The 12163-nt window shown below is 70.7% G+C and carries 12 protein-coding genes; 11 read left to right on the top strand and 1 reads right to left on the bottom strand.

Annotated features, from left to right (window positions below; translation table 11 throughout):
• Positions 1–87: 87 nt before the first annotated feature.
• The 9 genes from VZF99_RS08285 to VZF99_RS08245 are packed head-to-tail and all read left to right on the top strand — an operon-like array spanning position 88 to position 10649.
• Positions 88–1416, top strand: a complete 1329-nt coding sequence (locus tag VZF99_RS08285; RefSeq protein ID WP_407334504.1) for a M16 family metallopeptidase — start codon at positions 88–90, stop codon at positions 1414–1416.
• A 36-nt stretch (positions 1417–1452) separates the two neighbouring features.
• Positions 1453–2202, top strand: a complete 750-nt coding sequence (dapB, locus tag VZF99_RS08280; RefSeq protein WP_407334503.1) for a 4-hydroxy-tetrahydrodipicolinate reductase — start codon at positions 1453–1455, stop codon at positions 2200–2202.
• A 10-nt stretch (positions 2203–2212) separates the two neighbouring features.
• A complete protein-coding gene (locus VZF99_RS08275; protein WP_407334502.1) occupies positions 2213–2692 on the top strand; it encodes a hypothetical protein in 480 nt (159 codons plus the stop codon).
• Entirely contained in the window at positions 2689–3141 is a 453-nt protein-coding gene (locus tag VZF99_RS08270; protein WP_407334501.1) for a flavodoxin family protein, read from the top strand. The genes VZF99_RS08275 and VZF99_RS08270 overlap by 4 nt, the downstream gene beginning before the upstream one ends.
• A gap of 32 nt (positions 3142–3173) precedes the next feature.
• Entirely contained in the window at positions 3174–3926 is a 753-nt protein-coding gene (gene thyX, locus VZF99_RS08265) for an FAD-dependent thymidylate synthase (RefSeq protein WP_067717719.1), read from the top strand.
• 58 nt (positions 3927–3984) lie between these two features.
• Positions 3985–4944, top strand: coding sequence for a 4-hydroxy-tetrahydrodipicolinate synthase (dapA, locus tag VZF99_RS08260; protein WP_407334500.1), 960 nt, complete (start codon positions 3985–3987; stop codon positions 4942–4944).
• Positions 4941–7073: a ribonuclease J gene (locus VZF99_RS08255; RefSeq protein WP_407334499.1), complete on the top strand. Its 2133-nt coding sequence runs from the start codon at positions 4941–4943 to the stop codon at positions 7071–7073. The genes dapA and VZF99_RS08255 overlap by 4 nt, the downstream gene beginning before the upstream one ends.
• Positions 7074–7078: 5 nt before the next feature.
• Positions 7079–7735: a TIGR03085 family metal-binding protein gene (locus tag VZF99_RS08250; RefSeq protein ID WP_407334498.1), complete on the top strand. Its 657-nt coding sequence runs from the start codon at positions 7079–7081 to the stop codon at positions 7733–7735.
• Positions 7736–7787: 52 nt separating this feature from the next.
• Positions 7788–10649, top strand: a complete 2862-nt coding sequence (locus tag VZF99_RS08245) for a DNA translocase FtsK (protein WP_407334497.1) — start codon at positions 7788–7790, stop codon at positions 10647–10649.
• Positions 10650–10668: 19 nt separating this feature from the next.
• On the opposite strand, the gene VZF99_RS08240 is transcribed toward VZF99_RS08245, so the two are convergent.
• Positions 10669–10950: a YciI family protein gene (locus VZF99_RS08240; RefSeq protein WP_069389096.1), complete on the bottom strand. Its 282-nt coding sequence runs from the start codon at positions 10948–10950 to the stop codon at positions 10669–10671.
• A 76-nt stretch (positions 10951–11026) separates the two neighbouring features.
• Between VZF99_RS08240 and pgsA the strand changes: the two genes are divergently transcribed.
• Both pgsA and VZF99_RS08230 read left to right on the top strand, forming a co-directional pair.
• A complete protein-coding gene (gene pgsA, locus VZF99_RS08235) occupies positions 11027–11614 on the top strand; it encodes a CDP-diacylglycerol--glycerol-3-phosphate 3-phosphatidyltransferase (protein WP_069389095.1) in 588 nt (195 codons plus the stop codon).
• 5 nt (positions 11615–11619) lie between these two features.
• The gene (locus VZF99_RS08230) at positions 11620–12153 is read left to right on the top strand and encodes a CinA family protein (protein ID WP_407334496.1); all 534 of its coding nucleotides are present in this window, start codon (positions 11620–11622) and stop codon (positions 12151–12153) included.
• Positions 12154–12163 lie beyond the last annotated feature (10 nt).

Below are 12163 nucleotides of genomic sequence, written 5' to 3'. Positions count from 1 at the left end.
TCCGCCGCCCACGGCACCCGGCACCCCACGAGGCACGCACCCCGCGCGCGGGGTGCGTGCCTCGTTCGTCGACAGAAGGGAAGAGCCGTGAACCCGACGATCCGCGTGGACCGGTCGATCCCGGGCGTTCGTGTGGTGACCGAGGACCTACCGTGGTGTCACACCGCGGCGGTCGGTGTCTGGATAGGGTCCGGCTCCGCGAACGAGGGCCCCGGGGAACACGGCGCCGCGCACTTCCTCGAGCACGTCCTGTTCAAGCGAACCAGCTCGGCGTCCGGTCTGGAGTTGTCCCAGCGTATCGACCTGCTGGGTGGTGACCTCAACGCCTTCACGGGACGCGAGCACACCTGCTATCACGTCCACGTCCCCGCCGAGGGGCTGGACACCGCGGTGGACGTCCTGGTGGACGTCGTCGCCAACGGGTCCTGTGACCCCGCCGACGTCGAGATCGAGCGTGATGTCGTGCTCGACGAGCTCGCCGGCCGTGCGGACGACCCGGAGGACCTCGCCTGCGAACTGGTCGCCACCGCGGCCCTCGGTAGCGACCCGCTCGCCCGCCCGATCATCGGGACCGAGGAGTCGGTGGAAGCACTGGACGCCGAGACCCTACGGGCATTCCACCGACGCATGCTCGGTGTCGGCGACGTCGTTGTCGCGGCGGCCGGGCGTCTCGACCACGACGCCCTCGTGCGCCGGATCGCCGCCGGGCCACTGGCGGCGGCGGTCTCCCGCCACGGAACGTCGCGGGACGGCGCCGATCTCGGGACCGCGACCGGCGGTGGCGACACCGGACCGGGCGCGGGGGTCCCCGGGTGGGCGGCGACGTCCGTGCTCACCGGTGAGGACGACGACTCCGAACAGGCGTTGATCGCCCTCGCCCGCAGAACCCCGGCCCGTGATCACCGGGACCGGGCCGCGGCGCAGGTCGGCACCGCGGTTCTCGGCGGGGGACTGAGCTCCCGGTTGTTCCAACGCATCCGCGAGGAGCTCGGTCTGGCGTACACGGTCTACGCGGGGATGGACCAGTTCCGGCCGACCGGTCTGCTCACGGTGGTGGCCGGCGCCCCGGTCGACCGGGTGGACGCACTGTGCGACGAGGTGGGCGAGGTCGTGTCCGGGATGCTGGCCGCGCCGCCCGCCGCCGACGAGGTGGGTCGGGCGATCGGCCACCTCACGGGGTCGATCAGGCTCGGGTTGGACGATCCACTCTCCCGCATGACGCGGATCGGTCGACACCTCTTGGACCGCGACACGGTGGTCCCCGTCGAGGAATCGGTGGCCAGGCTCCGTCGGGTCACCCGCGACGAGGTCGCCGCCTACTGGACCGACGAGTCCGCCCCGTGGTGTCTGGCGGCGGTCGGCCCCGGGATGCCCGGCGACGGCGCGGCTGGACTGCTCGGGCGCGTCGGCGGATAGGCTGGACGGGCTCGACGAGGACCACGTGAGGAGACGATGACGGTGACGAAGGTCGGAGTGCTCGGCGCACGCGGCAAGGTGGGGACGGCGATCTGTGAGGCCGTCCGTGACGCGGAGGACCTCGAACTCGTCGCGGAGGTCGACCACGGCGATCCGCTGGACGCGCTCGTCGACTCCGGTGCCGAGGTCGTGGTGGACTTCACCCACCCGGACGTGGTGATGGACAACCTCGAGTACTGCGTGGCCAACGGCATCCACGCGGTGGTCGGCACCACCGGGTTCACCGAGGACCGTCTCACCACCCTCAGGGGGTGGCTGGAGGACAGTCCCGGGACCGGTGTACTGGTCGCGCCGAACTTCGCCATCGGCGCCATTCTGATGATGCGGTTCGCGGTCCAGGCCGCGAAGTACTTCCCGTCCGCCGAGATCGTCGAGCTGCATCATCCCAACAAGGCCGACGCGCCGTCGGGGACGGCCCACCGCACCGCCGCCATGATGGCGGCGGCTCGCCGGGAGGCGGGGCTCGGGCCGTCGCCCGATGCCACGTGCACGGAACTCGACGGGGCCCGCGGCGCCGACGTCGACGGGATCCGCGTGCACTCGGTGCGACTGTCGGGCCTCGTCGCCCACCAGGAGGTGCTGCTCGGGACGCAGGGGGAGACCCTCACCCTCCGGCACGACTCGCTGGACCGCACCTCGTTCGCGCCCGGGGTGCTTCTGGGGGTCCGCTCGATCGCCGGGGCCCCGGGCCTGACCGTCGGGCTCGACTCCTTCATGGACCTCTAGGACCACCGCCGTGGAGCGCATCGTCAAGCCCCTGGTCATGGCCCTCACGGCGCTGGGCCTGGTCGTGGCCTTCGGGTACCTGCTGTACCTCGGCTGGTCGATGGTCAGCGCCTCCGACTATCTGGCCGTGCGCGGGCTCGGGGCGGGGATCATCCTGCTCACCGGCGTCGGCGCCTGGGCGACCTGGGCCATCGTCCGCAACGGTCTCGAACTCCAGAGGATCTCGGCCGCCGCCGCGGCGGAAGGGATCGAGCTCGATGTCACGGACATGGAGCGACGCCCCTCCGGTCGGCTCCAGCATGACGCGGCGGACGCGCTGTTCGACCGGGTCAGCGCCGAGTACCAGGCCGCCCCCGATGACTGGCGGACGACCTACCGGCTGGCGCGGGCCTACGACCACGCCGGCGACCGCGTCCGCGCCCGGGAGGTCATGAAGGCCGCCATCGGGCTGCGCGAGACGGAACTCACCTCGGGGAAGGGGCTGGGATGAGCACGGTACTGGTCGTGCACCACGCCCCGTCACCACGCCTGCGACGTATTCTCGAAGCACTCGTCACCGGTCTCGACCATCCCGAACTCGAAGGGATCGCGGTCGAGTCCGTCCCCGCGTTGGCCACCACCGACGACCACGTCCTGCGTGCCGACGGCTATGTCCTGCTCACCCCGGCCAATTTCGGGTATATGTCCGGCGCGCTCAAGCATTTCTTCGACCGCACCTACTACACCTGCGAAGGAGCGGTGCCAGGCCGGCCGTACGCCCTGTGCGTGCACGGGGACAACGACACCGCGGGAGCGGTCACCTCGGTCGAACGGATCGCCACCGGCTGGGGACTGCAGGCCGTCGCCCCCGCAGTCCAGTTGACCGGCGAACCCGGACGCCAGGATCTCGACACCGCCGCCGAGGTCGCGGCCACCGTCGCCGCACATCTGCTCGGCTGAACCGCCGGGCACATCATCGAAGGAGTCAAGCGATGTCCGAGCTCGTCCGCCGGCAGGTCCGCCTGGTCGCGCACACCGAGTTCATCCCGCCCGACGAGGTCGAGTGGGAGACGGATGCCGAGGGCGGATCCGCGCTGGCCGAGTTCGCGGGGCGGGCCTGCTACCAGAGCTGGGAGAAGCCGAATCCGCGCACCGCGACCAACGCCGGGTATCTGCGGCACATCCTCGAGGTCGGGCACCTGTCGGTGTTCGAGCACGCAAGTGTGTCGTTCTACATCACCGGGATCTCCCGCTCGTGCACCCACGAACTGATCCGGCACCGCCACTTCTCCTACAGCCAGTTGTCCCAGCGCTTCGTCCCCGAGCACGACTCGAAGGTGGTGCCCCCACCGGCGATAGCGGACGATCCCGAGCTCGTCGAGATCTTCCGGCGCGCGACCGACGCCTCCCGTGACGCCTACGCGGAGATGCTGGCGAAGCTCGAGGACAGGTTCGCGGACGTGCCCAACCCCATGCTGCGGCACAAGCAGGCCCGGCAGGCCGCCCGCTCCGTGCTACCGAACGCCACCGAGACCCGGATCGTCGTGACGGGGAACTACCGCTCGTGGCGCCACTTCATCGGGATGCGCGCAACCGAGCACGCCGACACCGAGATCCGGGGCCTGGCGATCGACGTACTCCGTCGTCTCCGCGAGGCGGCGCCGGCGGTGTTCTCGGACTTCGAGATCGCCACGCTGGAGGACGGCTCGGAGATCGCGGTCAGCCCCTACGTTCTCGAGGGATGACGACGCCCCCAGGGTGGGAATCGGGGTCTGCCGGGTACTGCGGGTAGTCTGGGAGACCATGACACACGTGACCACCGGGGGCCATGTCGGCCGGCAAGCGCCGACCGACCGTGGCCGGGCCCCCGCCGATACAGGGCGCCCAGCGCCGTTCGGCACGGTCGTCACGGCGATGGTGACCCCGTTCGGGTCCGACGGTTACGTCGATCTGAAGGCCGTCGCACGTGTCGCGCGGCATCTCGTGGACTCGGGGTGCGACGGTCTCGTCGTCTCCGGCACCACGGGGGAATCGCCCACCACCACCGACGCGGAGAAGATCGCGGTCCTCGAGACCGTCCTCGCCGAAGTGGGGGACCGGGCGACGATCGTCGCGGGTGTCGGTACGTACGACACCGCGCACTCGGTGCACGCGGCCAAGCAGGCCGCTGCCTCCGGGGCGCACGGACTGCTCGTGGTGACGCCGTACTACTCGAAGCCCACCCAGGCAGGTCTGGACGTCCACTTCCGGACGATCGCCGACGCGACCGACCGGCCCGTGATGCTCTACGACATCCCGCCGAGATCGGTGGTCCCCATCCAGGCGGACACCCTGATCGGTCTGTCCGACCACCCGAACATCGTGGCGGTCAAGGACGCGAAGGGCGACTTCCACGACGCCGTCACCGTCATGTCCCACTGCGACCTCGTCTACTACTCGGGGGACGACCAACTCAACCTCCCGTGGCTGGCCGTCGGAGCGACCGGGTTCGTCAGCGTGATCGGCCATGTGGCCGCGTCACTGCTGGTCGACCTGCGCCGTGCGTACCTGAGTGGCGACATCGAGACGGCACGACGTATCAACCTCGGACTCCTCCCTCTCTTCGACGCCCAGCGGGCGCTCGGAGGTGTGTCGATGTCCAAAGCAGCACTAGAACTTCTCGGGGTCCCGGCCGGTGTGCCGCGACTCCCGCAGTTACCACCAACCGACGAGCAGCGAGACGCCCTCGCGGCGCTGCTGCACAGAGCAGGAGTCACCAGATGACGGAAAGTACCTCCACCGGCCGCGGACGCGGCCGCACCCGACGTGCCGCAGGACGGCCCTCGGGAGAGCCGGCGGCCACGGCCGCCGTGCAGTTCACCGAGCCCACCCCGGTAGCCGACGCCCCCGCCGCAGACGCGGGGCAGGGACGCTCCGATCGGACCAAGGGTAGGCAGGACCAGCCCCAGCAGGGTAGGAACCAGCAGGGCGACGGCCCGAAGGACAGCGGCCAGAAGGACTCGCCCAAGGGCGGATCGCGTGGCCGGGGCAGGGGGTCGTCCTCGGGTGCCAAGGGCGGATCGTCGGGCGGCGACCAGAACGGCGGCCAGAACTCGGGCGGCCAGAAGGGCGGCCGTGGTCGCAGCGGACGCGGCCGGGGTCGCGGCGACACCTCCACCGCCGAGTTCGGTGGCGTGAAGACCATGCAGGGCGGCGACATGACCGTCCGCCTGCCCAGCCCGCCCAAGCCCCGCAAGGGTGCGCTGCGCATGGTGGCGCTCGGCGGCGTCACGGAGATCGGCCGCAACATGATGACCTTCGAGTACGACTCGAAGCTGCTCATCGTCGACTGCGGCGTCCTCTTCCCGAGCTCGACCGAGCCCGGTGTCGACCTCATCCTCCCGGACTTCGGCCACATCGAGGACCGCCTGGACCAGGTCGAGGCGCTCGTGCTGACCCACGCCCACGAGGACCACATCGGGGCGATCCCGTTCCTGCTCAAGCTGCGCCCGGACATCCCGGTCATCGGATCGCGGTTCACGCTCGCGCTGGTGGCCGCGAAGTGCCGCGAGCATCGCATCAAGCCGGTCTTCCGCGAGGTCGACGAGTCCAGCGTGAGCACCCTGGGCAAGTTCGAGGTGCGCTACTTCGACGTCAACCACTCGATCCCCGAGTGCCTCGGCCTGGTCATCCGCGCCGGTGGCCAGTCGGTGATGATGACGGGTGACATCAAGCTCGACCAGCTGCCCACGGACAAGCGCCCCACCGACCTGCCCAAGATGGGTCGATTCGGCGACGAGGGCGTCGACCTGCTGCTGATGGATTCGACCAACGCCACCACTCCGGGGGTCAGTCGCTCGGAGTCGGAGATCGGTCCCGCGCTCCAGCGGCTCATCTCCGACGCGCGTCAGCTCGTCGTGGTGGCCTGCTTCGCCTCCAACGTCTACCGCGTCCAGTCCGTCATCGCGGCCGCCGCCGCGAGCGGTCGCAAGGTCGCGCTCACCGGTCGGTCGATGATCCGGAACATGGAGATCGCCCTCGAGATGGGCCTGCTCACCGATCCGAACAAGGTGATCGTGGACATGGACACGGCCGCCAAGCTCCCGTCGGAGAAGGTCGTCGTCATGACGACCGGGACCCAGGGGGAGTCCATGGCGGGGCTCAGCCGGATGGCCCGCCGCGAGCACCGGCAGATCAACCTCTCCGAGGGCGACACCGTGCTGTTCTCCTCCTCGATCGTCCCGGGCAACGAGGAGCCCGTCTTCAGCGTGCAGAACAGTCTGTCCCAGATGGGTGTGAACGTGGTGACCAGCCGCGAGGCCAACATCCACGTCTCCGGCCACGGGGACGCGGGCGAGCTGCTCTTCGTCTACAACGCCGTACGACCGAAGAACGCCATGCCGGTGCACGGTGAATGGCGGCACCTGCGCGCCAACAAGGCCCTGGCGATCGCCACCGGGGTGCCGGAGGAGAACGTCGTCCTGGCGCAGAACGGCGTCGTGGTCGACCTCGTGGACGGCAAGGCGTCCGTGGTCGGCCAGATCCCGGTCGGCAACCTGTACGTCGACGGCCTGTCCACCGGCGACGTCGGCGACACGGTCCTCGCGGACCGCACCGCGCTCGGCGAGGACGGCTTCATCGTCGCGACCGTCGTGGTGGACCCGCGTACCGGCCGGCCGGTGAGCAAGCCCCAGATCATCGGCAAGGGCTTCACCGACGAGCCCGGCGCACTCGACCCGGTCGTCGAACTCGTGGAGAACGCCCTGTGGGACCTGGCCGGCGAGGGCGAGACCGATCCGTACCGCCTCGCCCAGGCCGTGCGACGCGTGGTCGGTCGGTGGGTGTCGGACAAGTGGCGCCGCAAGCCCATGATCGTGCCCACGGTCATCACCTCCGCCGTCGCGCAGGGCTGAGTCCGGTGAGTCCCGGCCGTCAGACCCTCGCGCAGCGGGAGCGCAGCGCTCTCGTGGAGAGCATGCGTGCCACCGGGCCCGACGCCCCGACGCTGTGCGAGGGCTGGACGACCAGGGACCTGGCCGCACACCTCGTCGTGCGGGAGTACCGACCCGACGCGGCGGCGGGGATAGTCGTCCCCGCCCTCGCGGACCGGATGGAGCACCTGCGCCTGCGGGAGGCCGAGCGCCCGTGGGAAGACCTGCTCGACACGATCGCCGGGGGAGCTCCCTGGTACTCACCGCTGCGCTACGCGGACCGGGTCGCGAACCTGGCCGAGTACCTCGTCCACCACGAGGACGTGCGCAGGGGGCGCCCCGGGTGGGCACCCCGCGAGTTCGAGGTGGACGACCTCGAACGGGTCTGGTCCCTCGCCACGACCGTGGCGAAGACTTTCCTGCGCAAGGTCGGTGCCCGCGTCGACCTGCGCACCCCGGCCCACGTGGGATCGGCCACGATCGCGTCGGTCTCGACGGGCGCGGCGCTCGCCCCGCTGGTGAGCATCACGGCGGATCCCGTCGAGTTCCTCCTGTGGACGTTCGGTCGCGACGAGGTCGTGATCGACATCTCCGGTGCCCAGCGGGGGATCGACGCGCTCGAAGCCGTCCCACGCGGCATCTGAACCACCCCACCCCCGTGTGGCTGCTGTTACCAGTGGTGCTCCAGACGATAGAGTGACGGCCATGGCATCCAGCTCGAGCACGCGCTCCACCCGTGCCCCCGGCGGCCGACGTCCGGCTTCGACCTCGGGAGCACAGCGATCGACCAAGTCCACCCCGTCGTCGTCGCGGGGTGGCGGTTCCCGTCGCGGTGCGGTCGTCTCGACCCCCAAGAAGGGGACCCGCAGCGGTCCTCGTACCGCTGCACCGGCGCCGGAACGCACCTCGGGTGCGTTCGGTGCCGTGGGGCGTGGGATGCGGGGAGGGTGGTCCGCGTTGGCGAAGGGTGTCGGCCACGGGGTCCGTGGCCTCGGGGGTGGGGACGACGACGACAAGGTGGTCCCGCCGCACCGCCGTGACGGTCTCGGCCTGATCCTCATCGGCGTGGCGATCGTGTTCGTCGGCGCCGTGTGGTTCGGCGCGGCCGGTCCGATCGGCCACTGGATCGACACCGGGATCCGGACGGTGGTCGGCACCCCCGGTGCCCTCCTGCCGCTCCTGCTGGGCGGATGGGGCGTGCTCGTCATGGCCCGCGAACCCCGTCCCGACGTGCACTCGCGCTGGCTGGTCGGAACGACCGTCGCCGCTCTCGGTGTGCTCGGACTGTGGCACCTGGGGTCCGGCTCGCCGACCGATCCCGACGGGGTGCGGTCCGGCGCCGGGGTGCTCGGCCGGATCGTCGGTGGAACGCTCGAAGCCGGCCTGTCCGTCTTCGTCGCGGTACCGCTCCTCGTGCTGCTCGTCGCGTTCGGGATCCTGGTGATGGTGGGGCGGCCCGCGCGCGAGATCCCCGGGATCGTCCGCGGGTTCTTCGGCTGGGACGGCAGCGGCGACATCGTCGACCACGACTACGTCGATTCCGACGAGGACTGGGACGACGAGATGACCACGGCGTACCCGATCGCGGAGACGACGCGGGCGTCCGAGACCGAGCGCTCGGCGACGCGGCGCAGCTCCCGCCGCCGGATCGCCGCGTGGTCCGATACCCCCACGGCGGGCGAGACGGTCGAGATGCCCCGCGCCTCGCGGCCATCCGCCGAGCCCGAGGCGGCACCGGAGGTCGCCGACCTCCCCCCGGAGGAACCGGCCCGGGCCCCGGCACGCCCGAAGCGCACCCCCCGCAGGACCGAGGTCCTGCCCGCGGGCGGCGACGCCGACGAGGCCCCCGCCGGCCCGCCGGCCTCGGCCACCCCGTCCTCGCCGGCCACCGCGCCCGGACGTGCCGCCTCGACACCGTCGGTGGACACCTCCGCGGTCCCGCAGACCAACGTCCCGTCCACTCACACCGCCTCTGAGAGCGACGCGGAGCGGCTCGACTCCCAGACCCAGCTGCTGAACGGCGTGGACTACGCCCTGCCGCCCGTCAGCCTGCTCACGGCCGGTGACCCGCCCAAGGCGCGCAGCGAGTCCAACGACCAGATGATCGAGGCCATCCAGGGCGTCCTGGAGCAGTTCAAGATCGACGCGGCCGTCACCGGATTCACCCGCGGCCCGACCGTCACGCGCTATGAGGTCGAACTGGGCCCCGGCGTGAAGGTCGAGAAGATCACCGCCCTGCACCGCAACATCGCCTACGCGGTCGCCACGGACAACGTGCGGCTGCTGGCGCCGATCCCCGGCAAGTCCGCGGTCGGCATCGAGGTGCCCAACCTCGACCGCGAACTGGTGCGGCTGGCGGACGTGCTGACCGACCCCAAGACCGCCAGCAAGCACAATCCGATGCTCATCGGACTGGGCAAGGACATCGAGGGCGACTTCGTCACCGCCGACCTGGCCAAGATGCCGCACCTCCTGGTGGCCGGCTCCACCGGTTCGGGCAAGTCGAGCTTCGTCAACTCGATGCTCGTGTCCCTGCTCACGCGGGCCACCCCGGACGAGGTCCGCCTCATCCTCGTCGACCCCAAGATGGTGGAGCTCACGCCGTACGAGGGCATCCCGCACCTCATCACGCCGATCATCACCCAACCCAAGAAGGCGGCCGCGGCGCTCGCGTGGCTCGTCGAGGAGATGGAGCAGCGCTACCAGGACATGAAGTCCACCCGCGTTCGCCACATCACCGACTTCAACGAGCGCGTGAAGTCGGGAGCCATCACGACGCCGCCCGGCAGCGAGCGCGTCTACCGGCCCTACCCGTACATCGTGGCGGTGGTCGACGAGCTGGCCGACCTCATGATGACCGCGCCCCGCGACATCGAGGACGCGATCGTCCGCATCACCCAGAAGGCCCGCGCCGCCGGCATCCACCTCGTCCTGGCCACGCAGCGGCCGTCCGTCGACGTGGTCACCGGCCTCATCAAGACCAACGTGCCGTCCCGTCTGGCGTTCGCCACGTCCTCGCTCACCGACTCCCGGGTCATCCTCGACCAGGCCGGGGCGGAGAAGCTCATCGGTATGGGCGACGGCCTCTTCATCCCGATGGGTGCCTCGCGTCCCATCCGTATGCAGGGTGCGTTCATCACCGACGAGGAGATCCACGAGGTCGTCGACTACGCCAAGAACCAGGCCGAGCCCGAGTACGACGAGTCCATCACCGCCGCCAAGGAGGACGGCAAGAAGGACATCGACGCCGACATCGGCGACGACCTCGACGACCTGCTCGCCGCCGTGGAGCTCGTGGTGTCCAGCCAGTTCGGCTCCACCTCGATGCTGCAGCGCAAGCTCCGGGTCGGCTTCGCCAAGGCCGGCCGACTCATGGACCTGATGGAGTCGCGCGACATCGTCGGACCCTCCGAGGGGTCCAAGGCCCGCGACGTGCTGGTCAAGCCCGAGGAACTCGCCTCGGTGCTCTGGATGATCAAGGGCGGGGCCCCGCCGGAGGAGGATCCGGACGACGAGCCGGCCGACCTCCGCGACCCGGCCGAGACCCCGGTGGGGTAGCGGCCGGGCAGGGTGTGCGTCAGGCGAGAGCGCCGAAGACCGGCGTCCACTCCCGGACCGTGATCTCCGAGACCATTCCGCGCAGGCAGTGGGGGTCGTCTCCCACGAGCGATCGTGCGGCCTCGTCGTCGTCGGCCTCCACCACCAGCAACGCCCCGGATCCGTCGACGAACGGTCCCACGGACCGGACGGACCCGTCGTCTACGCGGGCGGACAGCCACTCGCGGTGGGCGGGCTTGTTGGCCTCCCGCTCCTCGGTCTGGGCATCGGAGTAGCGGTAGGTGACGACGAAGAGCGGCATCGTGGATCTCCTGGGATCGGGGTCGGGGGTGCGTCGCGACCAAGGGTATTCCCGCCGTCCTCGCTAAGGTGAGGGGGTGACTGCTTCCACGCGCGAGAACGGGCGCCGGACCGACGAGGTCCCCGTCCTCAACATCGCCAACGTGCTCACGGTGGTGAGGATCCTCCTGGTCCCCGTCTTCGTGGTCCTGTTCTTCGTCGCCGACGCCCAGGATCCCTGGTGGCGGGTGGGGGCGTTCGTCGTCTTCGCCGTGGCGATGTTCACCGACTACGTCGACGGTCACCTGGCCCGCAAGCTGGGGCTGGTCACCGACTTCGGCAAGATCGCGGACCCGATCGCCGACAAGGCGCTCATCGCCGCCGCGCTCATCTCGCTCTCACTGGTGGACGAGCTGTTCTGGTGGGTGACCGTGGTGATCCTGGTCCGCGAGGTGGGCATCACGCTGTGGCGCCTGTTCGGGGTGGACTACGTCGTGGCCGCGAGCAGGGGCGGCAAGCTCAAGACCGTCACACAGACGGTCGGCATGGGAATGCTCATCCTGCCGCTGCCGCACTGGGTGTGGCCGGTGGAGTGGATCGTCGTCGGTGCGGCCGTGGTGCTCACCGTCTTCACCGGCATCGATTACCTGGTCAAGGCCCGCCGGGCCGCACGCACCGCGGACTGACCCCCGTGGATCCCTCCGTCGCCGTGTCCCCGCCGGCGGCCGCCGCCGTCACCGCACTGCGGGACCGCGGATGGACCCTGGCCACGGCCGAGTCCCTCACGGCCGGCCTGCTCGCGGCCACCGTGGCCGAGGTGCCGGGCGCCAGTACGGTGCTCCGCGGCGGGTTGATCGTCTACGCCACGGATCTCAAGCACGAGCTCGCCGGGGTGCCGACCGAGGTCCTGGAGCGGCACGGGGCCGTGTCCCCGGAGACCGCCCGCGCACTCGCGCGCGGTGCGGCGTTGCGCTGCCGCGCCGACGTCGGCGTGGGCCTGACGGGGGTGGCGGGGCCCGGGCCCCAGGAGGGCAGGCCGGTGGGGACCGTCCACGTCGGGCTGACGGTTCCCGGCATGGAGCCCTGGTCCGTGCCGCTCGCGTTGACCGGTGACCGGAGCCGTATCCGTACGGCGGCGTGCGCGGCGGCGCTGGAACTGGTCATCGCCGCGGCGACGGGGGAGGGGACCGGTGACGACGACGACGGGAACGAATCCGCGTCGTGATGCGTTGTAC

Origin of the sequence: Dietzia kunjamensis, assembly GCF_045689975.1 — a bacterium.
In the GTDB taxonomy this organism is placed as follows: Bacteria; Actinomycetota; Actinomycetes; order Mycobacteriales; family Mycobacteriaceae; genus Dietzia; species Dietzia kunjamensis.
The sequence above is the reverse complement of the archived record's forward strand: the minus strand, read 5'-3'. Positions and strand labels throughout refer to the sequence as shown.